The 22,211-nt window shown below is 72.3% G+C and carries 21 protein-coding genes and 1 pseudogene; 8 read left to right on the forward strand and 14 right to left on the reverse strand.

Annotated features, from left to right (window positions below):
• Window positions 1-22 precede the first annotated feature (22 nt).
• Entirely contained in the window at window positions 23-1,033 is a 1,011-nt protein-coding gene (gene argF / locus IO40_RS0103105; protein WP_031174811.1) for an ornithine carbamoyltransferase, read from the forward strand.
• Window positions 1,034-1,277: 244 nt separating this feature from the next.
• The gene (locus tag IO40_RS0103110; protein WP_030405710.1) at window positions 1,278-2,762 is read left to right on the forward strand and encodes an amino acid permease; all 1,485 of its coding nucleotides are present in this window, start codon (window positions 1,278-1,280) and stop codon (window positions 2,760-2,762) included.
• 73 nt (window positions 2,763-2,835) lie between these two features.
• Here the strand turns inward: IO40_RS0103110 and IO40_RS0103115 are convergent, their stop codons facing one another.
• From IO40_RS0103115 to IO40_RS0103135, 5 genes are all read right to left on the reverse strand, one after another.
• On the reverse strand, window positions 2,836-3,963 hold the full coding sequence (locus IO40_RS0103115) for a DUF5954 family protein (RefSeq protein ID WP_030405709.1): 1,128 nt from the start codon (window positions 3,961-3,963) through the stop codon (window positions 2,836-2,838).
• A gap of 233 nt (window positions 3,964-4,196) precedes the next feature.
• Entirely contained in the window at window positions 4,197-4,703 is a 507-nt protein-coding gene (locus IO40_RS0103120; protein WP_016470418.1) for a hypothetical protein, read from the reverse strand.
• Between the two features lie 60 nt (window positions 4,704-4,763).
• Entirely contained in the window at window positions 4,764-5,171 is a 408-nt protein-coding gene (locus tag IO40_RS0103125; protein WP_308103081.1) for a hypothetical protein, read from the reverse strand.
• Window positions 5,172-5,281: 110 nt separating this feature from the next.
• Window positions 5,282-6,586 carry a hypothetical protein gene (locus IO40_RS0103130; protein ID WP_016470416.1) on the reverse strand — a complete coding sequence of 435 codons (1,305 nt, stop codon included), beginning with the start codon at window positions 6,584-6,586 and terminating at the stop codon, window positions 5,282-5,284.
• A gap of 24 nt (window positions 6,587-6,610) precedes the next feature.
• Complete coding sequence (locus tag IO40_RS0103135) at window positions 6,611-7,171, reverse strand: hypothetical protein (protein WP_051894398.1); 561 nt, start codon at window positions 7,169-7,171, stop codon at window positions 6,611-6,613.
• A gap of 381 nt (window positions 7,172-7,552) precedes the next feature.
• Here IO40_RS0103135 and IO40_RS0103140 point away from each other — a divergent pair, with 381 nt between their 5' ends.
• The 5 genes from IO40_RS0103140 to IO40_RS0103160 all read left to right on the forward strand — a co-directional run bounded on the left by IO40_RS0103140 (window position 7,553) and on the right by IO40_RS0103160 (window position 11,112).
• Window positions 7,553-7,951 carry a hypothetical protein gene (locus tag IO40_RS0103140; protein ID WP_016470415.1) on the forward strand — a complete coding sequence of 133 codons (399 nt, stop codon included), beginning with the start codon at window positions 7,553-7,555 and terminating at the stop codon, window positions 7,949-7,951.
• Window positions 7,952-7,961: 10 nt separating this feature from the next.
• Window positions 7,962-8,207: a hypothetical protein gene (locus tag IO40_RS0103145; RefSeq protein WP_016470414.1), complete on the forward strand. Its 246-nt coding sequence runs from the start codon at window positions 7,962-7,964 to the stop codon at window positions 8,205-8,207.
• Between the two features lie 103 nt (window positions 8,208-8,310).
• Window positions 8,311-9,183 (forward strand): PP2C family protein-serine/threonine phosphatase, encoded by an 873-nt coding sequence (locus IO40_RS0103150; protein WP_016470413.1) that lies wholly within the window; start codon window positions 8,311-8,313, stop codon window positions 9,181-9,183.
• Window positions 9,183-10,259, forward strand: a complete 1,077-nt coding sequence (locus IO40_RS0103155; protein ID WP_078616177.1) for an MASE1 domain-containing protein — start codon at window positions 9,183-9,185, stop codon at window positions 10,257-10,259. The genes IO40_RS0103150 and IO40_RS0103155 overlap by 1 nt, the downstream gene beginning before the upstream one ends.
• Window positions 10,260-10,503: 244 nt before the next feature.
• Window positions 10,504-11,112, forward strand: coding sequence for a hypothetical protein (locus IO40_RS0103160; protein WP_016470411.1), 609 nt, complete (start codon window positions 10,504-10,506; stop codon window positions 11,110-11,112).
• 15 nt (window positions 11,113-11,127) lie between these two features.
• On the opposite strand, the gene IO40_RS0103165 is transcribed toward IO40_RS0103160, so the two are convergent.
• The 4 genes and pseudogenes from IO40_RS0103165 to IO40_RS0103180 all read right to left on the reverse strand — a co-directional run bounded on the left by IO40_RS0103165 (window position 11,128) and on the right by IO40_RS0103180 (window position 14,757).
• On the reverse strand, window positions 11,128-11,724 hold the full coding sequence (locus tag IO40_RS0103165) for a DUF4291 domain-containing protein (protein ID WP_033228351.1): 597 nt from the start codon (window positions 11,722-11,724) through the stop codon (window positions 11,128-11,130).
• 154 nt (window positions 11,725-11,878) lie between these two features.
• Window positions 11,879-12,754: an aldo/keto reductase gene (locus tag IO40_RS0103170; protein WP_329811759.1), complete on the reverse strand. Its 876-nt coding sequence runs from the start codon at window positions 12,752-12,754 to the stop codon at window positions 11,879-11,881.
• A gap of 120 nt (window positions 12,755-12,874) precedes the next feature.
• Window positions 12,875-13,513: pseudogene (locus IO40_RS0103175) on the reverse strand (response regulator transcription factor); the annotation flags it as partial.
• Window positions 13,498-14,757, reverse strand: coding sequence for a sensor histidine kinase (locus IO40_RS0103180; RefSeq protein ID WP_016470407.1), 1,260 nt, complete (start codon window positions 14,755-14,757; stop codon window positions 13,498-13,500). The gene IO40_RS0103180 and the pseudogene IO40_RS0103175, both read right to left, overlap by 16 nt.
• Before the next feature lie 150 nt (window positions 14,758-14,907).
• Here IO40_RS0103180 and IO40_RS0103185 point away from each other — a divergent pair, with 150 nt between their 5' ends.
• Window positions 14,908-15,360, forward strand: a complete 453-nt coding sequence (locus IO40_RS0103185; protein ID WP_031174814.1) for a hypothetical protein — start codon at window positions 14,908-14,910, stop codon at window positions 15,358-15,360.
• A gap of 812 nt (window positions 15,361-16,172) precedes the next feature.
• Here IO40_RS0103185 and IO40_RS0103190 read toward each other — a convergent pair.
• From IO40_RS0103190 to IO40_RS0103210, 5 genes are read right to left on the reverse strand one after another with little or no spacing between them, the layout of a single operon-like run.
• Window positions 16,173-17,429 (reverse strand): phosphopentomutase, encoded by a 1,257-nt coding sequence (locus IO40_RS0103190; protein ID WP_031174815.1) that lies wholly within the window; start codon window positions 17,427-17,429, stop codon window positions 16,173-16,175.
• The gene (locus IO40_RS0103195) at window positions 17,426-18,589 is read right to left on the reverse strand and encodes a YhfX family PLP-dependent enzyme (protein ID WP_016470404.1); all 1,164 of its coding nucleotides are present in this window, start codon (window positions 18,587-18,589) and stop codon (window positions 17,426-17,428) included. The genes IO40_RS0103190 and IO40_RS0103195 overlap by 4 nt, the downstream gene beginning before the upstream one ends.
• A 1-nt stretch (window position 18,590) precedes the next feature.
• Window positions 18,591-19,811: an aminotransferase class V-fold PLP-dependent enzyme gene (locus IO40_RS0103200; RefSeq protein WP_016470403.1), complete on the reverse strand. Its 1,221-nt coding sequence runs from the start codon at window positions 19,809-19,811 to the stop codon at window positions 18,591-18,593.
• Between the two features lies 1 nt (window position 19,812).
• Entirely contained in the window at window positions 19,813-20,781 is a 969-nt protein-coding gene (locus IO40_RS0103205; RefSeq protein WP_016470402.1) for a phosphotriesterase family protein, read from the reverse strand.
• Window positions 20,782-20,812: 31 nt separating this feature from the next.
• Window positions 20,813-22,204, reverse strand: coding sequence for a YhfT family protein (locus IO40_RS0103210; RefSeq protein WP_016470401.1), 1,392 nt, complete (start codon window positions 22,202-22,204; stop codon window positions 20,813-20,815).
• Window positions 22,205-22,211 lie beyond the last annotated feature (7 nt).

The raw sequence follows: 22,211 nt of genomic DNA on the forward strand, positions 1-22,211 counted from the left end.
GGCAGCGCGAGCAAGGAGCACCATGGGAGCAGACCTTTCAGGCCGCCACTTCCTCAAGGAGCTGGACCTCACCCCCGAGGAGTTCCGCGGCCTCCTCTCGCTCGCGGCCGAACTGAAGGAGCAGAAGCGGACCGGCACCGAGAGCGACCACCAGCGGTTGCGCGGCCGGAACATCGCCCTCGTCTTCGAGAAGGCCTCCACCCGGACGCGCTGCTCGTTCGAGGTGGCCGCCGCCGACCAGGGCGCCCGCACCACCTACCTCGACCCGTCCGGCTCGCACCTGGGCAGCAAGGAGTCCGTCAAGGACACCGCCCGCGTGCTGGGCCGGATGTACGACGCGATCCAGTACCGGGGCAGCGGCCAGCAGATCGTCGAAGAGCTGGCCGCGCACGCCGGGGTGCCCGTCTACAACGGGCTGACCGACGAGTGGCACCCCACCCAGATGCTGGCGGACGTGCTCACGATGACCGAGCACGCGCCGCGGGGCCGCGCCCTGGAGGAGCTGTCGTACGCCTACCTGGGCGACGCCCGCAACAACATGGGCAACTCCTACCTGGTGACGGGCGCGCTGCTGGGCATGGACGTCCGGATCGTGGCGCCGCGCTCGCTGTGGCCCGAGGAGCCGGTGATCGCACAGGCCCGCGAGCTGGCGGAGGGCACCGGGGCACGGATCACCCTTACGGAACAGATCGAGGAAGGCGTGCGCGGCGCGGACTTCCTCGCCACCGATGTGTGGGTCTCCATGGGGGAGCCGCAGGAGGTGTGGGACGAGCGGATCGCGCTGCTGCGGCCGTACGCGGTGACGATGGACGTGCTGCGCGCCACCGGCAACCCGGACGTACGGTTCCTGCACTGCCTGCCCGCCTTCCACGACCTGGGCACGGCGGTGGCCCGGCAGATCCACGAGCGGCACGGGTTGACCTCGCTGGAGGTCACCGACGAGGTCTTCGAGTCGGAGCACTCGGTCGTCTTCGACGAGGCGGAGAACCGGATGCACACCATCAAGGCGGTGCTGGTCGCCACCCTCGGCTGAGGTGACGGAGCCCGTCGGCAGGGGCGGGCGTGTGCGCATCACCGACCGGGGTCGCCCGGCCGGTGTGTCCGTGGTCAGCCGGCCGGGCGTGTGTGCATAGTCATACGCATAAACGAGGGACCATGCATAAACGGCCGTTACGATGGAGTAAGCCTCGAAGGGTCCGGGCCACCGCCCGGACCCTTCCTTGTGGGCGTTCGCGCCCACCCGTGCACGACCCCCGCACTGTTACGGAAGTCCCCCCATGCCCCGCACCGGCCTGCGCCTCAAGTCCCCCGAACAGCTGGTCGCCGAATCCGGCGCCGATCTGGAGGGACACGGCCTCAAGCGCACCATCGGCCCGTTCCAGCTCGTGTGCTTCGGCATCGGCGCGATCGTCGGCACCGGCATCTTCGTCGGGCTGTCCGACACCGTGGCCGAGGCCGGCCCCGCGGTGATCGTCTCCTTCTTCCTGGCGGCCCTGACCTGCGTGTTCACCGCCTTCTCCTTCGCCGAGCTGGGCGGCGCCATCCCCGTCTCCGGCAGCTCGTACTCCTACACCTACGCCTCGCTCGGGGAGCGCGCCGCCTTCCTCGTGGGCTGGTGCCTGCTGCTGGAGTACGGCGTCTCCGTCTCGGCCGTGGCCATCGGCTGGGGGCAGTACCTCAACGAACTGCTGGAGAACACCGTCGGCTGGCGCATACCCTCCGCCCTGGCCGACGCACCGGGGCACGGCGGCATCGTCAACGTACCCGCGGTGATCGTGATGCTGCTCGCCGCCGTCCTGCTGGTGCGGGGCATCCGGGAGAGCGCACGGGCCACGGCGGCGATGGCCGTCATCAAGGTCGGCATCCTGGTGCTGTTCTGCGCCATCGCCTTCACCGCCTTCAAGGCCGGCAACCTGATGCCCTTCGCCCCCGCGGGCATCGGCGGCATCGGCGCCGGCGCCTCGCTGGCGTTCTTCTCCTTCATCGGATTCGACGCCATCTCCACGGCCGGCGAGGAGGTCAAGAACCCCCGCCGCAACATCCCCCTCGCCATCCTGGTGACGATCGGCTGCGTGGCCCTGCTGTACTGCCTGGTGTCCGTCGCGGCACTCGGCGCGATGCCGTGGGAGCAGGTCGGCGGCAAGCCCGCCGCGCTCTCGCTCATCGTCAACCACGCCACCGGCTCGACCTTCGGCTCCACCGTCATCGCGCTGGGCGCGGTGGTCGCCATCGCCTCGGTGGTACTGGCCGTGATGTACGGGCAGACCCGCATCCTGATGTCGATGTCCCGCGACGGGCTGATGCCCAAGGTCTTCGAGCGCATCTCGCCCAAGACCTCCACCCCCGTGGCCAACACCTGGATCGTCGCCGTCGTCTTCGCGGTGCCCGCCGCCGTCGTCCCGCTGGACGTGGTGCTGGACATGACCGTGATCGGCACCTTGGCGATCATGGCGGTGGTGAACATCTGCGTCCTCGCCCTGCGCCGCTCCCACCCCGGCCTCCAGCGCCGCTTCCGGGTGCCGTTCTACCCGGTGGCGCCGCTGCTGGGCGTCGCCTTCAGCCTCTACCTGATGTACGGGCTGCCGCTGCTCACCTGGATCCAGTTCGCCGTCTTCGTCGCGATCGGCCTGGTGCTCTACTCCTGCTACGGGCGGCGCCGCTCCCGGCTGGGGAACGCACGGCCCGCCGACCGGAGCGGGGAGACGGAGCAGGGCTCCGAGGCGGGGGCGCCCCCGTCCGCGGTGACGGCCCCGCGCCCCTGACCCGGGCGGGCGCCGCGCCCGGCGGGACGGGCGCGGCCCGCGCCTTCCCTCCCGCAGCGCCACGGAAGTGCCCTCATCTGGCGCGTTTGCGTCCTCTGCGGGCGATCTCCTCCTCGCTCAGCCGCCGCAGCAGCTCCACACGGGCCGCGAACTCCGGGTCCTGCTCCTCTTCGTCCTCGTCGTCCTCCACCAGACCGCCCTCGGCCCGCAGCCGCTGGTCCTGGACCATCACCGGCTCGTCCGGGTCGTAGTCACTGGGCCGGGGCCCCTCCGGACCGTCGGGGCCGATCCGGACGAACCGCTCGACGCGGACGAGCCGCAGATGGCGTCCGGCGAAGCTCAGTTCGACGCCGCGCTCGGCGTCGAGCCGGTCGGCTGCCTCCTTGTAGACGGCGCGGGTCTCCTCGTCCAGCCCCTGCATGGCGGGCGCGAGCACCCGCAGCAGCATCGTGAGCGCGTCGCGGGCCTCCTGCGGGGTGCCGCTGTCACCCGTCTCCGAGCGCCAGGCGCCGCCCTCCTGCTCCGCGAAGAGGAACGCGGGTGGCAGCAGCACCCCGCCCGGATGCGTCACGGCGGCTCTGCGCGCGTCCGCGCGGACCTGCGGCGGGTCGCCCTCGCGGTGCGCGAGGGCGAGCAGTTCCGCCTTGAGGACACCCTCGGAAGGGCCGGTGGGGATGACGGTGTCGAGGACGAAACCCTCCGTACGGTCGGGCAGCCGGCCGCCGGCCCCCGGTTCGGCCGGGTCCGGGTCGGAGGGGCGCGGCGGCTCGGGGCCGTCACGCCCGGCACGGATGACGTTCTCGGCGCGCACCACGCGGTACCGGTCGCCCAGGACGGTCAGCTCGTCCAGCGGCTCCCAGTCGAGGCGCTCGGCCGCCGCCCGGCAGGCCGCGCAGGTCTCCGCCTCGCCCGCCTCCTCGGCCTCGTGGGCGCGGCGGCGGAAGTGGGAGGCCAGCGAGTCCCGCGCGGTCTGCGGGGTGGGCGCGCCGAAGGACGGCAGCAGCTGCCAGCCGCCCTCCTGCCGTTCCCGGGCGACACCGAAGACGGGCCGGAAGCCCATCAGCACCGGGTACCGCTCGCGTGCCCGCCACGCCTCCTCGTCCGCCATCGCCGCCACGGGCTCCACGACGGGTGCCACCCGGATCGTCCGGTAGGCCGGCACCTCGTCACTGTCGGCATCGCTGTCCCGCTCACCATGCATGCGGCAAGTATGCGCGCGACTACCGTACGTACGGGGCGAGTTGGCCGCACTCCCCCGCCCCGCGAAAACCGGTCATGCGTCCGGACACCCCCACCCGGGTGAGCAAGGGGCACACGGCTGCCGATTCCCCCACTTTTCACACGAACCGGCCACTGCTGGAGCACGTCCTGAGGACCAACAGAGCTGTCACATCATGATGCGAGCCGACAGCCAAGGGCAGGGACGACCGCTTCTCACAGTTTGCCGAGCGTCACTCCGCGCCAGGTCCAACCGGCCTGGAGAACGGTGTTCCGAAGAGGTTCCTTCAGCTCCCCGCTGTCGAACCGAAAGTCCTCCGTGACTTCGAGGCCGCCACCGTCCTCCTTCCGCCCGATCGTCCACCGGAAGGACTTCTGATTGACCGGCCCGCGCCCGTACTCCTTCGACACCGGGACACCTTCGACCCACTGGATCTTCCATTGCTCCTCGAGCGCGCGCACCTCGTTGTCAGCGGGAACGAGGCGCATACGGATCCGGATGCGGCGGCTCAGCCGAGTGCGGGCGAAGAACGACTGCCAGGCTGGCTCCGTCAGCCGCCATTCCGCCACCAGGTGCGCGCCCTCCCCGGCGCCGTAGCGCACCACGTAGGGAACCTCAGGCCCGTTGAGGCCGAGCAGCATGATCTTCAATTCCTCAGCAGACCGCAGCGGAACATCACTGCTGGGGCGTTTCGTGCCGTTCAGTTTGTCGAAGAAGCCCATAACCAACCTATTGGGTGTCATTGCTGTACGAACGGTCGTGTTCATTTTGGCGACAGCGCATCACGAGGCGGCTCCGGTGTCCGGGCGCACGCTGCGTACGAGGGACTGGAAACCCTCCACAACGGAGGGGTACTGGACTGCGGTCGCGGTGAGCGTGAGCTGGAGCACCGCTCGCCCGTTCGAGTCGCCGTCCAGCATGGCCAGATACACCTGCGACTGGACAAGATCACGCCGACCGCCGCCGACGACAGCCGAGAAGCAAATCGTCTGCGCTAGACCAGGCACATCGCATGACCCGACTTCTTTGCGGTCGACCACTTTCACTGACTCGGCCACGGCGCGAATGCGTTGTACCGATGCAACGGCAATCTCGGCCAGCGAGGCATCGTCTGGATGATACTCACCGCTGATGGAAATATTTGCAGTGAACCCGGCATCAGACTGCGCATGGACTGCGACGAAAGCCACGTCCGAAACGCCCACGCTGTCCGGGGGCGCCGTCCCCCAGCCGTCAGGCAGTTGGAATGTGATGGGTACCGGAAGACTCGTGGGCATTTCGTGGAGTCCCTTCTCGAGCGTCAGAGCAGGCCTGTGATGGTCTTCTTCAATGATCCGGCCATGTCTCCCACCGCATCGGCTGCATCGTTCGCGGTGTCGGCCACCTTGCCTGGATCGATGACGATTTCCGCACCCACCTTGCCTCCAACAATCGGTGATGCACCCAGGTCAGCCCCTATATGGAACTTGCCGTCGTCATTCTTCTCCCCGAATGTGAGGTCCGCTTCCACGCCCGGGCCGGCCCACGCCTCTCCCGTCGCACCGATGCTTATCCCGCCAGCTTCGGCACCTCCAGCCGCGCTGACCTTACCCCCGGCAAACGCTTTTCCACCGGCGCTGAATCCGTCAGCCCCCAGGCTGACGTTGGCACCGGCCTCCCCGCCCGTGAAGCCGGTGCCCCGACCATATATGCCTGCGAAATCGGACTCGAAGCGTCCCTCGGTGAATGCTCTGAGACCACCGGACACTTCAGCGGTTCCGTCGATTCCCGCCTCAGTGATCCCGCCACTCGCTGACGCTCGGACGCCTCCGTTGGCATCGGCAATTCCGGACAGTTTCATTTCTCCCCGGGTGAGCGAGCCTTGCGCCGTCACATGGAAAAGGTCGGCATACGCCTTGGCCATGCCTTGCCTACCGTAGCCGGGTCCGGACAGTGTGACGTCGGCGCCAGGGCCTGTGGCGTCGAAAGAACCCTTGGAGACCCATCCGTCGATCTTTGTGCGGGTCGGGCGCGCTGAACCCGCCGTTTCCAGGTCACTCTCAGCGTGCGCATTGAAACCGCCGATGCCGTCACCGTCTGTCGATAGGTCACTCACAGCGCGGACGAGCGCCCGCTTCACCTTCTGGTCAGCTTCGTCCACAGCTTTGACAGCCTTAGCGATCTTGTCGGTCCACGCCTGCGCTGCCTCCACACAGGCTGCGGAGTGACCGGGATCGTTACCGGCGGTTCGTTTCTTGTCAGACCCCACATAGGTGGCGACGCCCGAGCTGTCGACCTCGTAGCCCCTGTCCTCGGCGTCGGTAACAAGATCCCGCACGACCTCCCGCAACCGCGTCAGCTCAACGTGAGCCTGGCGCAGGAGGCTGGCGACTGCCAGTGCCTCTGTCTCAGCTGCGGCGAACTCGAAAGCTGTGGATCGGGCATTCATCTGGTGGGCACTGAAAGATTCCCCTTGCCAATTACCGTTGGCCAGGGCACGCGGAACATGCTTTACGTAAGCGCCCATCAATTCACCGAAGCGCTCCCCCATGTGTTGCCATGCCTTGGCCAAATCCACCAACTGGGAAAGGTCGGCGCTCATCACGTCCTGGTAGCCCAGCGGCATGATTCTCCCCCCCCCCAACCGCACTTACAGGTGGTCGAGCCCACTGGGCAGGGGCCGTCGCCCCTCATCCGACAAGCTGCTCTCCGGCGCGGCAGCGATTTCCCGTCCTTGGGCGATATCACGTTCCTGGAGGAGATTCTTCGTGCCCCTCAACGCCTGCAGCTCCCCCTGCAGCCTGGACACCAGGCGTAGCACTTGAGCCTCCCAGACTGATAGCGCTTCTGACATCGCTTTCGCTGTGGCCCAGTCGGAAAGCCCTTGCAGGCCGGTATCCGGCTGGAGAGCCGTCACTCCCGGAGCCTGCGGCCCAAGGAACGACGGAGCCACTTTGCCGCCGCCCTCCCCCATACGTCCGGCAGCCTGCGTATCGGGCAGCAATTGCTCTGTCAGGAACTTCACCGCCCGTTTCTTGTCGCTCCGCGAGCTCGCAAGCGTCTCCGGTCCTTTCTGGCCTCTATGGCCGCCTGCTCCGTCCAACTGCACACGCTGCTGCACAGCATCGTCGGAAATCAGAACAATCCCCGCCCTCGCTTGGCCCTTCAAAGTCCGCGCCACGACCGGCACCCGGAAGATACTTCGGTTCATAATACAAGTTGCCCAGCGCGACAAGTCAACCACTTACCGTTCCCGACCAGCGTCTTCTTCCGGGTGACGAAGGGGCTGAACAGTCAGCGCAAGCTGCCGGTCGTTCTCCTCAGGCAAGGAGGCGTCCAGGGCGCCATTCCCGGATGATCTGGCGTCCGACCGTGGTCCTGAGGGAAACACCACCATCGACACTGGGAGCCGGGTCGCCCGACCTCTCCCGGGCCGGTGTACGGGAAAGGCGAGCTCACCGCCGGCACGTCCCCGCCCCGCACTAAGGCGGGCCGTTCGATGCGGTCGGCATGCGTCGGGGGCGTTGGGGGGAGGGAATCGGAGGCGAGACGCACGGCGAAGAGCGAGGCACCGGACACCGCGGAGGACATCATGCGCGTCGCACTGCTGCGGGCGGTCGGCATGGCGACGGCCGCCTACGGCATCGCCGTCACCGCCCGGCCCCGCCTGCTGGCCGCACCGTCCGGGCTCACCGACGAGCAGGGCCGCACCGGCGAGCACACCCTGATCTCACTGCGGCCCGTGGGCGTGCGTGACGCGGCCAGCGGGCTCGCCCTCGCGCTGGCGCCCGAAGGCCCCGCGCTGCGGACCGCCGCCCTGCTGCGGATCGCCGCCGACCTCTCGGACGCCGTGCTGCTCGGTGCGACGCTGCCGCGCCCGGCCCGCGCCAAGGCAGTGGCCGTCTCCGTGGGATGGGGTGCCCTCTCACTGGCCGCTCTGGGCACCCGGCCCGCCCCGGCCGCACGGAAGGGCCGCCGCTTCCCCCGTTAGGGTGCCGCACATGACAGTGACGGACATGCGGCAGGGGCAGTGCCCGGGGTGCGGATCGGGCGAGATCCACGACGTGGAACGCCACCCCCAGCAAGGCGGCAGCCTTCTGCTCAGGCTGCGGCACCGCATGACCCTGCAACGGTTCGCCACCCGGCTGCTGGTGTGCCTGGAGTGCGGGCGCTTCCAGGAGCACCTGGAGCTGGACGAGAAGGATCGGGGCGAGATCGCCAAGGGTTCGGTGCGCCGGCTGTCCTGAGACCAGGCGCCTGGGGGGCGGCTCCCCCGGATGCCCGTGCGCGCCGCTGCCGTTCGTACGCGCTCGCCGGGCGGCGCCGGACCGCCGCGTCTACCCTCGTGGCATGGGTGGCCGGCACCGTCAGATCCGTTCGGCGAGCGCCGACGACCTGCTCTCGCAGCTCGGCCGGCTCACCGCCCGGGTCCGGGAGGAGATCGAGGTCCAGCGGGCCCGAGTCGAGCTGGCCGAGGCCCTTCAGCGCGGCATGCTGCCCACCACCCTGCCGACCGCACCCGGGCTGCGCGTCGCCGCCCGGTACGCGCCGGCCCGCAGCGGCCTGGACATCGGCGGCGACTGGTACGACGGCTTCCGGCTCTCGGACGGCACCCTCGCCTTCTCCGTGGGCGACGTCCAGGGCCACGACGTGGAGGCCGCCGCCTACATGGGCCAGGTGCGGATCGTGCTGCGGGCGGTCGCCGCGATGGGGGCGGCCGACCCCGGCGAGATCCTGGGCACCGCCAACGAACTGCTGGCGGCCACCGACGACCCGCTCTTCGCCACCTGCCTCTTCCTCTGTTTCGATCCGCGGACCTGGAGCGTGCGCACCTCCCGCGCCGGCCACACCGGCGCCGTGTGGGCGCGCGAGGACGGGGAGTGCGGCGTCATCGAGCGCGGCCAGGAGGACATCGGCCTCCCGCTGGCCGTACTGCCGGGCGAGACCTACACCGTCACCCGGTACCGGTTCACCCAGCCCGGCGCGCTGGCACTGCTGACCGACGGGGTCGTCGAAGGGCCGCGGTTCCCCCTGGAGGAGGGCCTGGACGCGGTCGCCCAGGTGCTGTGCGACGGGGTGCACGAGGACCCCGACACGCTCGCCGACCGCGTCATGGAGGTCGCGGAGCGGACCGGGCACAGCGACGACGCCGCCGTCCTGGTGCTCAGCCACGACGGCCCGGAGGCGTGTCGGACGGCCGACGCGGCGCCCGGCGTTGTGTGATGAACGACGTGGCACGCACCCCTGTGACGGCCGACCGGCCCCCGGAACCCTCCCCGGACCCCGCCCCGGGGCCGGCCGGCGGCGGAAGCGGCATCACCGTCCGGCTCCTGGCCGGCTACGCGCTGCGCGTCGTACTGATCGCCCTCGGCTACTACGCGGGCGGGCTGGTCGGCCTGCTGCGGGAGGTGACGGTGGCCGGCGCGACCGTCACCCCCTTCTGGCCGCCGACCGGCGTCGCCGTCGCCTGTCTGCTCGCCTTCGGACTGCGGGTGTGGCCCGGCGTCGCACTCGGCGCCCTGCTGGTCGTCACCGGGATGGGCCCGCTGAGCTGGACGGCACTGGGACTCGTGGCGGGCAACACCCTCTCCCCCGTCCTCGCGTGCCTGCTGCTGCGCCGCGCCGGGTTCCGCGCGCAGGTGGACCGCCTCCGGGACGGGGTCAGCCTGGTCTTCCTGGGCGCCCTGCTGGGCATGCTCGTCAGCCCCACCGTCGGCACCTTCATGGTGGTGGCCGGCGGGGGCCTGTCCCCGGACGACTTCTGGCCCGTCTGGGCGGCCTGGTGGGCCGGCGACGCGGTCGGCGTCCTCGTGGTCACCCCGCTGCTGCTGGCCCTGCGACGGCCCGGCCGGCCCCGGGACGCCGCGCAGATCGCCGAGGCAGCCGCACTCGGCGCGGCGACGATCCTGCTGGCCCTCGTGGTCACCCGCTCCCCCGTCAGCCTGCTGTTCCTCGTCTACCCGCTGCTGGTGTGGGCGGCGCTGCGGTTCCAACTGGTGGGCGGCGCGGTCTGCACGGCCGTCCTGTCCCTGTGCGCGACCTGGGCGGCCACCGACCCCGCCGGGGTCTTCGCGCGGCAGAACCTGTTCGAGGGCATGATCACCCTCCAGGCCCTCAACGGCTCCGCCGCGCTGACCGCCCTGCTGCTGGCCGCGGTCACCGCGGAGAGACGCAGCACCCAGCGCCGGATCGCCGCCGCCTGCGAGGACCTGGCCGAAATGGTGGACGTGCTCGCCCCGCAGGGCCGCGGCCCCCGCTCCTTCCCGGCCGGCAGCCGTACGGGGCAGCGGCAGGGCTGAACGCCCCCGGCGGCCTGCGGGGGCCGCACCGCTGGTGCACGGGCCTTGGCGTACGGGCCTGGCGTGTGGGGCTGGCGTATGGGGCTTGGCGTGCGGCTCGGGTGTATGGGCACTGGCGTCGCACGGGGGCTGGTGTGCGGCGCTCGGCGCACGGACCCTGGCGTGCGACCCAGGTGTACGGCCCTGGCGCATAAAGCTCTGGCGCACGAGGGGCTGGCGTGCAGCGGCTCGTTAGGGTGCCGCCATGCTTGTGCACGGTGCTGGCCCGCTCTCCCTCCCCGAGCCGCAGGAATGGCGGCAGGCGCTGCTCACCCTGGGATGCCAGTTGGCCGCGGTGGGGCCCCGGCGGCACGAGGACTGGCTGGTGGACGCCGCGGCGGTGCTCCAGTTCCGCACCCGCGACCCGCGCGGCTGGCTGCCCGAAGCCCACACCAGGTGGCCCGAGCGCGGCCGGAGCTCCCCGTACTACCCGTTCGACCGGCTGGAGCCGCACCACCTCGACCACCATCTGGAGCTGCTGACCCACGAGGCGGCGGTGGAACTGACCGCACTGCACTGGACCGCCGCCCCCTTCGGCGGGCCCCGGCCGCCCGGCGAGTCCGGCCCCGTACGGCGGCGCAGGCTGTGGTCGGCGGCCCGCACCCTGCTGGCCCGGTTCGGCCCCGACGCGGAGTACGCCACCAACGCCGAGGACCTCAGCGGCGGCACCGATCCCCACTGGTACCGCGACGGCTTCTCCCTCTCCTGCTTCGCGGGGGTGGACGCACAGCGGGACGGCTACGTCTGCGACTTCGGCATCCTGGCGGTCTCGGACACGGAGATCGGCGCCTTCTGGAACTTCTTCATCGACTGACCCACGGCGGCGTACTCAGCCGGCCAGATGGCCGAGCAGTTCCGGGCCCGCCGGGTAGGGGCGTTCCTCCGGCAGCAGGGCACGGGCCTCCGCCAGGTCGCCTTCCTGGACCGCGACACGCACCCGGTGCGCGAGAGGGGTGACGTCCGCGATGGACACCGTCCACTCGTCGGCGTAGCGACGAGTGGCCTCCCCCGCCAGGCCCAGCTGGAGGGACCGGTGCTCCAGCGGGCGCAGGTGCAGATCCCGCTCCGGGTCCCACTGGACCCGGGCGGGTGACTCGCGCAGCCGGCGCCGCCAGGTGGCGTGGTCGGGGTGACGGGCCGCGTCGTAATGCGTCAGACAGGCATGCCGCAGCGCCCATTCGAAGCCCTCGCGGCTGATCTCGACGGCGAGCACCGTCTCCTGGTCCGGCTTGGTGCCCCAGCCGCAGCGGTACATCATCCACAGGAAGGACGGTTTGATCCAGGTCATGCGGTCCCGCTTCCATGCGGCGGGGAACCGCCCGTCCCGGGCCGCCGGCAGACCGAGCCGCGGCGCGTACGCCTGGTAGACGGTGACCGTGGTCGGGGTGTACAGGGCCCGTATCTCATGGGTGGGTCGCTTCGTCACGGCGCCCAGCGTCGCGTGACCGGGGCTGTGGCAGCCACCGAATATCCACCGGCGGGGCCGCCGGAGGCCGCCCGGCACCCGGGGCCCCGCCTCCGGACGGCGCGGCCTTGGTGACTCGCGCTCGGGCGGGGCGTGCGGGTGCCGGGCGTGCGGGTTACAGGATCTCCAGCGGCTGCTTGCGGGTCGGGGGCGGGAACGCCGCGTCGAGCGCGGCCAGGTCCTCGTCGGTCAGGGTGAGGTCGGCCGCCGCGCGGTTCTCCTCGACATGGGCGCGGGAGGCCGCCTTCGGGATGGCGATGACGTCCTCGTGGCGCAGCACCCACGCCAGTGCGACCTGTGCGGGCGTGGCACCGTGCGCGTCGGCGACCGCGCGCAGCGCCTCATGGCCGAGCAGCCGGCCCTGCTCCACCGGCGAGTAGGCCATCACGGGCACGGACAGTTCGCGGCAACGGGGCAGCAGGTCGTACTCCGGGCCGCGGCGGGTGAGGTTGTAGAGGATCTGGTCGGTGGCCGGGACCGCGCCCGCGGGGAGGTCGGCGAGGTCGTCGGCGTCCAGATTGCTCACCCCCCAGTGGCGGATGCTGCCCTCCCGTACCAGGTCCTCGAACGCCTCGACCGTCTCGGCCAGCGGCACGCCGCCCCGCCAGTGCAGCAGATACAGGTCGATGCGGTCGGTGCCCAGACGCCGCAGACTCGCACGGCACGCCTGGAGGGTGCCGCGCCGGTCGGCGTGCGACGGAAGGACCTTGCTGACGAGGAACACCTCGTCCCTGCGGCCCGCGACGGCCTCGCCCACCAGCTCCTCACTGGCGCCGCCGCCGTACATCTCGGCCGTGTCGATGAGTGTCATCCCCGCATCGATGCCGGTGCGGAGCGCGTCCAGCTCCTCGGCGCGCCGGGACGGGTCGTCCCCCATGTGCCAGGTGCCCTGCCCGAGGGCCGGGACCCGAGCACCGGAGGGAAGGGTCACTGTGCGCATCACGTGATCGTGGTCCTTTCCGTTGACGGCGGTGCTGAGGGGCCCCTCCATGATCGCCGCTCCACCGCCGCTCCGCCCGCCCGGGTGCAGGGCCGCCCGCCCGGGTGCGAGGCCCTTGCGGGGCCGCCCTCGCGGGGCCTCTCGCCGGGCCCGGCCGGTGTCACGATGCTGGTTGAGGTAGGCGAGAACGGCGCGGACGCGGCGGTTGGTGTCGCCGTCGTCGGAGATGCCGAGCTTGCCGAACAGGGAGGTGGTGTACTTGCTGATGGCGCTCTCGCTGAGGAAGAGACGGCGGCCGATGGCCTGGTTGGACAGCCCTTCGGCCATGAGGGCCAGCACGGAGTGCTCGCGGTCGGTGAGCCCCTCCAGTTCCCGGTTCGGCGCCGTACCGGCCAGGAGCTTGGCGATGACGGCCGGGTCCATGGCGGTCCCGCCGCCCGCGACGCGCTCCAGAGCGGAGAAGAACTGGTCGGCGTCGAAGACGCTCTCCTTGAGGAGGTAGCCGACACCGCCGGAGCCGTCGGCCAGCAACTCACGGGCGTAGAGCTGCTCGACGTGCTGGGAGAGGATGAGGACCGGAAGTCCGGGTGTCTCGGTGCGCGCCGCGAGAGCCGCCCGCAGTCCCTCGTCCGACTGGTTCGGCGGCATACGGACATCGATGACGGACACGTCCGGGCGCCAGGTCCGCAGTGCGTCGAGCGTCTCCGGCCCGGTCGCCGCGGTCGCGACCACCTGGTGCCCGTACGCCTCGATCAGGCGGACCATCCCGTCACGCAGCAGGTAGAGGTCCTCGGCTACAACGATTCGCATGGCACCGTCATCCTCACACGGGTCGGGCCGCCCGGCGGACTGGTGACCTCCAAGCTGCCGTCGAAGACCGCCAGTCGGCGACGCAGCCCGTGGAGCCCGCCACCGGACCGCTCGCCGGCGCCGCCCCGGCCGTCGTCCTCGACCTCGACGACGAGGCCGCCCCCGTCCCGGAAGAGGGAGACGTCGGCGCTGGTCGCGCGGGCGTGCTTGGCCGCGTTCGCCAGCAGTTCGGCAACGCCGAAATAGAGGGCGGACTCGATCGGCGGCTCCGCGTGCAACGGTGCGTCGGCGCGGACGGTCACCCGGAGGGGGACGTCCAGCGCGAGCGCCCGGACCGCGTCGACGAGACCGCGTTCGCTGAGCACCGGCGGCGCGATGCCGCGGACCAGTTCGCGCAGCTCCGCCAGCGAGGTGGCGGCTCCCGCCCGCGCGTCCCGCAACAGCGCCCTGGCCTGCTCGGGATGGGTCTCCATCAGTTTCTCCACCGTCGACAAGGACAGCCCGAGCGCGATCAGACGGGCCTGTGCCCCGTCGTGCAGGTCCCGTCCGATCCGGCGGATCTCCGCGGCCTGGGCGACAGTTGTGTCCGCCCGCTGGGCGGTCAGCTCCTCCACCCGGCCCGCCAGCCGCATCGCGGCGGAAGGGCCCAGGAAGCGGACAGCGACCGGTTCGACAGGCCGCCAGGCGTACGGAGCCGCGACGGCCGCCACGACGAGGCCGAGCACCCCGACGGACCACGCGGCGGGCCCCGACGAAACGAACGCGCAGGCCGCCGCGGCCACCGCGGCCGGCGGGACGGCGGCGGCCAAGCCCGCGGTGAACGGCACGACCAGCGTGAACCGCACGTCCCGCCAGACGGCGGGGTCGGCCCACCGGACCCGCCACTTCTGGTCCAGCACCGCGTCGCGGCGGGTGCGCTCGTAGCCGAAGCCGTTCCACCAGTACCCGGTGGACATCTGCGTCACCGGCCCGGCCTGCCGGTATCCGTCGGGGACGACGGTGGCCGTCCACCGTGCGACGAGCAGCCGGACGGCCCGGCACACCGGACGGGACAGGGCGAGCGTGCCCACGCAGACCAGCACCAGCGGCGCCGGCCAGGACCATGGATTGCTCGCACCCCACCGGATGCCCAGGGCCACGGCGGCGGCCCACACGCCCGGGACCAGCATGCTGACGAGCGCCACGGCGCACGCCCGCACGAACCCCACTCCGACGCGTACCGGCCACGCATCCGACTGCCTCATGTCCCGTCCCTCGCCTCCGTTCGGTGCTTCCACTGTGCACCGGCCGGGAGCCGCGTCCTGCCTGGTCGGCCGGAGAGTGGGTCCAGACCCACCGCACCGTGCGGCCAGACGCATACCCGGGCGGCCCGGCGCTTCGTAGCGTCAACCGGCATGGACACCCACACAGATCCCCAGGCCGAGACGGCTGCCCTGCACGACCCCCGCGCCCGGCGCGCCTTCGGCACGGTGCGGAGAAGCATCCAGAGCTACGGCGTCCTCAGCGTCGTCGCCCTGCTGACCGTCGCCCTCGCGGCAGGCGGCGGCCATACGGTGAACACCTTCATGTGGGTCCGGGCGGTCCTGCTGCCGCTGGTCGCCGTACTGGTCTTCCGGTTGGCCGGCTCCGCTTCCCGTGGCTCGCGGCGCGCCCTCGAACGTCTGAGGGCCCTCGCCGTCGTCATGCCGGTCGCGATCATCGGCGTCGATCTGATCCCGGGCGTCTGCCCGCCCTGGTACGCCGCGATGCAGACCGTCTGCATGCTGCCCGTCATCGTCGTCGCCGTCGTCACCCGCGGCTCCGCGCTGCGCGCCGCCGTTCCCGCCGCCGATCCCGGGCGACGGTGACGACTTCCGCCGGGCCACTGTGCCGCCGCGCGGGGGCTGCCGGCCGGACCCGCCGCTGTGTGGGGGCTGCCGGCCGGGCGCCGCTGTGCGGAGCTTGCCGGCCGGACGCCGTCGCGCGGGGGCTGCCGGCCGGCGCCCGCCGTGCGGAGTCTGCCCGCCGGACACCGCCGTGCGGGGGCTCCCAGCCGGGCGCCCGCCGTGCGGAGTCTGCCAGCCGGACACCGCCGTGCGGGGGCTCCCAGCCGGGCGCCCGCCGTGCGGAGCCTGCCAGCCGGACACCGCCGCGCGGGGGCTCCCAGCCGGGCGCCCGCCGTGCGGAGCCTGCCAGCCGGACACCGCCCTGCGGAGCCTGCCAGCCGGACACCGCCGCGCGGGGGCTCCCAGCCGGACACCGCCATGCGGAGGCTCCCAACCGAGCGCCGCTGTACGGAGCCTGCCGGCCGGGTGCCGCTGTGCGGAGCCTGCCGACCGGGTGCCGCTGTGTGGTGGCTCCCAGCCGGGCGCGCCGCCGTGTGGAGCCTGCCGGTCGGACGACCGAAGACCGGCGGCTGGCGACCGGTGGCCGGTGGGCAGGTGGCTGCCGGTCGGTGGCCGTGTCTGACGACCGGGAAAGGGCCCGCCCCTCCCCGGCCCCCCCGGGGGGGGTGGGGCTTCGGGTGGGGGACGGGCCCGGCGGCCCCGGGCTGCGGCAGCCGGGGCCGGTCGGGGCCGGCGCTGTGGAAGAGGTGTGCGCCGGCACCGTGCGGGGTGCTCCGGGAGCGCCGTGCGAGTGCTCCCGGAGCATCGTGGGCCCCGAGCGAGGGGCCGAGGCGTCAGGACGCTTCGCGTTCCGGTATCCGGGTGCCGTTGGCGAGGGCCGCGGGGTCGAGGCCGAGCGCCGCGGCTGCCGTGGCTCCCACGTCGGCGAGGCTGGCCGCGTCCGGCAGCAGTTCCACGCCCCGGGCGCCGGGCCGGTGGACGAGCACGGGTACGTATTCGCGGGTGTGGTAGGCGTGGCCGATCGTCGGGTCGTTGCCGTGGTCGCCGGTGACCACGAGCCGGTCGCCGGGCCGGTCCAGCAGGGCGACCAGCGCGGCGAGGCCGGCGTCGACCTGTTCGAGTATCCGGGCGTACCGTTCGGGGTCCTGCTGGTGGCCCGCCAGGTCGCTCTCCTGCACGTTGGCGACGACCAGTACGTCGCCGGGGGCGCGGACGGCCTCCAGGGTGTGGTCGAGCACATCCGCGGTGGGCACGGCGGGGCGGCGTACCGCGGCTTCGCAGGCGAGGATGTCGGCGGCCTTGCCGACGAGTGTCACCGGGATACCGGCCCGCGCCGCCACCTCGGGAAGCTGCCGGGTGTGGTCGAGCGGGGCGCCCAGGTGCTGCACCTGGAGGCCGCCGTTGCGGTAGAAGCCGCTGGCGGGGGTGTCGAGACCCACCGTGCCGGCGTCGCCGTCGCGGACGAAACCGGACAGCGGGCCGTCGGCGTGGCCGCCCACTGCGATGACGCGCGCGACGGGCGCCACGGCCCGCACGGTGCGGGCGACGGCGAGGATGCCGTCGAAGTCCACGTCGTCCAGCCGGGCCGAGGTGTTCCAGTTGATGCCGGGGTCGGCCTCCAGGTTGTCGTGCACCAGCACGCACTCGTCGACGAGGAGCAGCGGCCTGCCGTCGAGGAGGGCGACGTGGTGGCCGGCGGCGCGCAGGGCCGCGGTGACCTCGTCCAGGTGCTCGGCGAGGCGGGCGACCGTCACCCGGCTGAAGTCCGCGCCCATCATCGTCTGGTGGCCCGCGAAGGTGTCGGCGCCGGGGTAGCCGAGCGCGGCGCGGCCGGCGGCGACGGGCAGCCGGGTGCTGCGGGCGAGGTCGGCGTGCGGGTGGACGAGGCCCAGGCCCAGCGCGCCGAGGGCGGGCAGCCGGAGCGGGCGCCCGAACGTCTCGCGGGCGTGGTCGAGGACGTGGCCGCAGGTGTCGGCCGTGATGTCGCCGGGGCGCAGGGCCCCCGCGTCGGGCATGGCGCCGATGCCGAAGCCGTCGATGACGACGATGACGGTCCGGCCGCGGCCGGGTGCCGGGTCGCTGGTGGTCACAGTGCCCTCCCCCGCGCGTCGTAGAGGCCGGTCAGCCGGGGCTTCCCGGCGGAGAGGCCGGCGACCACCGCGACCGTGGAGCGGGTCACGAAGATCTGGGTGCGGAACGCGAGCAGCGCCGTGTCGCCGGCGCGGACGTCCGAGCCCGCCTCGGGGGCCTCCAGCAGGCGGTAGTAGTCGATGTTCTCGGCGGGTGCGCTCTGCACGGGCAGCCTCAGCCCGGTGCGGGGCAGCAGCGCGGTCTCGATGTGGGAACGCGCGTAGAAGCCACCGCCGAAGACCGCCGGCCGGCCGTCGGCGAGGGTGTGGGCGACCTCGGTGACGTATACGTACGCCGGCCGCTCCGGCTGGTCCGGATCGACGGCGTGCAGCGGCGTGGTGCCGGTCAGCGCGTGGCCCGGCTCGCCGTGGGTGGCGCCCAGCCGGGCGAGCAGCGGCAGGCTGGCGACGGAGGTGGCGCTGGGGGCGCTGAGCTTGAGGTCCTGGTGCCCGCGGGCGGCGAGCAGATCGCGGGCCTGGCGGGCCAGTTCGAAGTTGGGGGTGGCGGCGGGGGCGCCGGTCCCGGGTTCGCACAGGACGCAGGGGAAGGCGGTGACCCCGGCCAGGCGGATGCCGGGCAGCCGCTCGGCCTCCTCCGCGAACTTGTCGAGCACGGCGAGGGGGACGCCGCCCTCCTGGCCGGGGTAGACGGCGCCGGGTGCCCCTTCGAGGCGTACGAGGACGTCCTGGACGAAGCCGAGGCGCTGGGCCGCCTCGGAGACGGCACGGGCGTTGGCCAGGTCGTAGACGGTGACCGTCTCGGGCCGCCAGGCCAGCAGTTCGGGCAGGGAGCGGTGCGGGATCTGCACCAGGTGGCCGAGGTTGCCGGGGCGGGCGCCGGCCGCGTGCAGGATGCGGGCCTCGTCGGCGTCGATGGCGGCGAACCGGGGGATGCTGCGGGAAACCGCCTCGATCACCTCGGGGTTGCGGCCGAACTGCTTGGCGACGAACCACAGCGACAGGCCGAGCCGGTCGGCCTCGGCCGCCAGGAGGGCGGCGTTCCCGGCGACGGCGTCCAGGTCGATGACGTAGGTGTCGGGCGGGATCTCACCGCGCCGGTGCAGGTCGGCTGCCGCGTCGGCGAGCCCGGGGTTGCGGGCGAGCAGGCTGTCGAGGAACACGTCAGTCCTTCGTGGGGTCGGAGTGCGCCTCGTCGGCGGCGGGCGCTTCATCGGCGGCGGGCGCTTCGGAGGTGTCGTGCGGGTGGCCGGCGAGGGCGGCCAGGGAGCGGCGCAGGATGTCGAGGACGAGGTCGGCACCGGCCCGCATGGGGTTGATGCGGACGACCCAGTCGGCCAGCTCGGGTGCGTCGTCCAGGCTGGAGCTGGACATGCGGTAGAAGAGCGGCGCGATCTCGTAACGGGAGTTCGACCCCACCGGGTACGGTGCGGCCCCGAAGCGCGCGGCGACGGCGGGCAGCTCGCGGGCCACGGGCCGGTCGAGCTGGACGAGCAGGCACCGGTCCTGGGCGTTGGCCACCCGGACGTCGACGACTCCGGGTACCTCGCCGGCGGCCAGGCGTTCGGCGGCCTCGGCGCCGACGCGGGACTGGAGGGCCCACATCACCGGTACGTGGGTGAGCGCACGCAGCGCATCGAGCGCCTGGTGGCCCTGGACCTGGCCGCCGCCCGAGTAGTTGTCCTCATGCACGCGGGCGATCAGGTCCCGGGCGCCGACGACGACGCCGACGCCTTCGGGGCCGTGCAGTTTGAACAGCGAGAAGCAGGAGGCGTCGGCGCCCAGCTCCACGCCGCAGGCGGGGACGCGGAAGACGGCGTAGTTGTCGTCGACGATCGTGCGCACGCCTGCCGCACGGCAGGCGGCCAGCACCTCGCCCGGGTCGTAGGAGTCGGCGAGGCGCTGCCGGGTGTGCTGCACGTAGGCCCAGCGGAAGCGGCCGGTGGCCAGGGCGGCGCGCAGTTCTTCGGGGTCGTTGAAGTCGACCTCGACCGTCTCGACGCCGAGGCCGCGCAGGGTCACCGCGGTGGTGCGGTAGACGGGGGCGCGGTGGATGAGCAGCGGGTCGCCCGGGCCGACGGCGGCGCTCAGCGCGGCACGGATGGCTCCGGTCCCGGCGCCCTGGACGAGGGCGGCGCCCTCGGCGCCGAAGTACTCGGCGAGGACCGCCTCGACGCGCGCGGTCGTGTGCGGCCGTCCGGGGCCGGGCACCACTCCGGCATCCGCGGTGAACAGTTCAGGCCCGGTGAAGTGCGCTGCCGTGGCCTCCAGCAGCCGGAACTGCCGTGCCGCGGCGTCCTCCACCGGGACGGTGGGCAGGGGGTGGGTTTCCGGCAGCGCGGGGGGTGCTGGGGTGGCGGCGGTGGATGCGGCGGGTGGTGTCATCTCAGAACTCCTCCGGGCCGGCTCCGGTCAGGAACCGCAGCGGGTTGCGCCGGGTCATCAGGTCGATCAGGTCGTCGTCCACGCCCGCCGACCGGACGGCGGGGAGGAAGGAGCGGAACAGGTGGCCGTAGCCCTGTCCGCCCTCGGTGAGCAGATAGCCGTGGCGGGAGATGTCGCAGCTGAGCAGCACCCGGTCGGCATGTCCGGCCTCCAGCAGCGCCAGCAGCAGCCGCAGCCGCACCTCGTCGCTCTGGTAGCTCTCCTTGCCGACGGTGTCGAAGGCCACGTACGCGCCGGCCTCGGCGAGCCGGCGGTGCACGGCCGGTTCCGCGAGGAGGTCCTGGTGTCCGATGCAGAGCCGCTCGGGAGGCAGTCCCTCCGCGGTGAGCAGATCGAGCTGGGCGAGTCCGCCGTGGCCCAGCTGCGCGTGGGTGGCCACGGACAGTCCGGTGGCGAGCGCCGCGCGGGCGGCGGCCCGCAGGGAGCGGCTCTCCGGCTCGGTGGGGGTCTCGCCGTGGCTGCCGACCTCGCCCAGCACCCCGGGGCGGATTCCGGTGCCGTCCAGGCCCGCGTCGATCTCCTGGACGAGGGTGTCGGTGAGCTGCTCGACGCCGGCCCCGTCCAGGTCCGCCGCCGGGTGGAACGGCTCGTAGTACCACCCGGTGGCGGCGACGACGGCGACGCCGCTCTCCCGTGCGATCCGCGCGAGCGTGTCCGGGTCCCGTCCCATCCCCCGGCAGGTCAGTTCGATGACCAGGCCGAGGCCGAATTCCTCGCGCAGCGCGGCCAGTTCCCGGGTGACGGCCGGGCCGTGCCGCTGTGCGTCGAGGACCGCCGCCCCGTCGCCCTTGCGGTCCAGGTCGAGGACCAGGTGTTCGTGGGCGAGGGCGGGGCCGGGCACCGAGCGGGCGGGCAGCGGGCCGGTGACGGTCTGCAGCAGCCGCTCGGTGGGGTGCGGGGTGGTGCTCATGGTGCGGGCCTTCCGGGAGGGCGGCGCGGCCTCAGCCCTTGACGGGGGTGAACAGGTCGAGCCAGTAGAGGATGTTGAGCAGGACGCCACCGACGATCACCGCGGCGGGTGCGGCTGCCATCCGGACGACGGGGCGGCCCATCGCCTCGTTGAGCAGGTAGAGCCCGCCCACGATGAGGATGCCGAGCCCGGCGCCCATCGCGTTGGCCGCCATCAGCGAGCCGAACAGGATGGCCAGGTGGAGGCTGTCGGTGATGGCGTTGCGCAGGTGCTCGGAGGAGTCGCGGACGCTGGGCAGCTTGCCGAGGACCTTGCCGATGTAGGAGAGGGCCAGGACCTCCACGGCGAAGACGGCGGCGCCGACTATCACGGCCAGGACCGGGTTCGGCATCAGGTAGCCGATGGGGTACACGAGGGTGAACCCGGCGATGCCGTAGGCGCCGGACGCCAGGGCGGTCGTCGCGATCAGCGGGATGAAGCCGAAGACGCGGTAGAAGTCGACCTGGGCCGCCTCCGAGATGTGCCCCTTGGCGATCAGGAAGCTGGTGGCCTCACCGCCGCCGAATATGTGCATCTGCGCCAGCAGACAGACTCCGGCGCCCAGCAGCATGAACAGCGGCAGATGGCGGCGCAGACGGGCGGCGCTGGCGCTGAACAGCGAGGCCATCGGATCGTCCTCGGGCGCCTCGTCCTGGGTGGAGGCGGCGCTCTCGCCCCGGGCGGCTGCCTCGGCGCGGTCCGCCTTGCGCTGGGCGAGGTCCTTCCGGACGGCGAGGCCGATGAGCAGCAGGACGCCCACGGCCATGGCCAGCGCGCCGGCGAACATGTTGGGCCACAGCTTCATCGTCGCCACTACGAGGACGAGTTCGACGACGCCTGCCACCGCTCCCCACTTGCGCCCGAACTGCTTGGTGATGGCCAGCACCGGGAAGAGCGTGAAGAGGAAGAGGATCGGTGTGGACATCTGCTGCATGGCGGTCAGGAAGTCCACGGGCAGGTCGTGCGCGACCTCGTTGGCGCCGTTGAGGCCGTAGACGACGACGGCGCCCCAGGCGGCGCCCAGCAGCGGCGCCAGCCACTTCTTGGGCGACAGCAGGCCCAGGATGTCCGTGGGCAGGAAGACCAGCCACGGGTTGAGGACTCCGGAGGAGAGCGCCATGGGGGCGCCGAGTCCGAAGATGAAGCCGGCGGAGAGCCCGAAGGAGACCGCCGTGGTGGCCGAGCGGGTCGTCCGGCCCTGGATGAAGTCCAGCATGAACGGGCGCACGCCGTCGTTGAAGACGGCCAGGGCCTTGTGCGAGATGAACGCGGTCACCGCACACAGGACGATGACGGTCACCTGCTGCGGCCAGGACAGGTCGAGGCCCGTCCCTGCGGCAAGTTGGGTGCCGGAGGCGCTCACTGCGCTTGCGAGGTCACTCACGGGGTCG

This window comes from Streptomyces albus subsp. albus (assembly GCF_000725885.1).
Taxonomy (GTDB): Bacteria; Actinomycetota; Actinomycetes; order Streptomycetales; family Streptomycetaceae; genus Streptomyces; species Streptomyces albus.

Bases quoted from the DNA above. Each gene is read 5' to 3' on its own strand.
- argF (WP_031174811.1), top strand. From the start codon at position 23: ATGGGAGCAGACCTTTCAGGCCGCCACTTCCTCAAGGAGCTGGACCTC.
- IO40_RS0103110 (WP_030405710.1), top strand. From the start codon at position 1,278: ATGCCCCGCACCGGCCTGCGCCTCAAGTCCCCCGAACAGCTGGTCGCC.
- IO40_RS0103115 (WP_030405709.1), bottom strand. From the start codon at position 3,963: ATGCATGGTGAGCGGGACAGCGATGCCGACAGTGACGAGGTGCCGGCC.
- IO40_RS0103120 (WP_016470418.1), bottom strand. From the start codon at position 4,703: ATGGGCTTCTTCGACAAACTGAACGGCACGAAACGCCCCAGCAGTGAT.
- IO40_RS0103130 (WP_016470416.1), bottom strand. From the start codon at position 6,586: ATGCCGCTGGGCTACCAGGACGTGATGAGCGCCGACCTTTCCCAGTTG.
- IO40_RS0103135 (WP_051894398.1), bottom strand. From the start codon at position 7,171: ATGAACCGAAGTATCTTCCGGGTGCCGGTCGTGGCGCGGACTTTGAAG.
- IO40_RS0103140 (WP_016470415.1), top strand. From the start codon at position 7,553: ATGCGCGTCGCACTGCTGCGGGCGGTCGGCATGGCGACGGCCGCCTAC.
- IO40_RS0103145 (WP_016470414.1), top strand. From the start codon at position 7,962: ATGACAGTGACGGACATGCGGCAGGGGCAGTGCCCGGGGTGCGGATCG.
- IO40_RS0103150 (WP_016470413.1), top strand. From the start codon at position 8,311: ATGGGTGGCCGGCACCGTCAGATCCGTTCGGCGAGCGCCGACGACCTG.
- IO40_RS0103155 (WP_078616177.1), top strand. From the start codon at position 9,183: ATGAACGACGTGGCACGCACCCCTGTGACGGCCGACCGGCCCCCGGAA.
- IO40_RS0103160 (WP_016470411.1), top strand. From the start codon at position 10,504: ATGCTTGTGCACGGTGCTGGCCCGCTCTCCCTCCCCGAGCCGCAGGAA.
- IO40_RS0103170 (WP_329811759.1), bottom strand. From the start codon at position 12,754: ATGGAGGGGCCCCTCAGCACCGCCGTCAACGGAAAGGACCACGATCAC.
- IO40_RS0103180 (WP_016470407.1), bottom strand. From the start codon at position 14,757: ATGAGGCAGTCGGATGCGTGGCCGGTACGCGTCGGAGTGGGGTTCGTG.
- IO40_RS0103185 (WP_031174814.1), top strand. From the start codon at position 14,908: ATGGACACCCACACAGATCCCCAGGCCGAGACGGCTGCCCTGCACGAC.
- IO40_RS0103200 (WP_016470403.1), bottom strand. From the start codon at position 19,811: ATGACACCACCCGCCGCATCCACCGCCGCCACCCCAGCACCCCCCGCG.
- IO40_RS0103205 (WP_016470402.1), bottom strand. From the start codon at position 20,781: ATGAGCACCACCCCGCACCCCACCGAGCGGCTGCTGCAGACCGTCACC.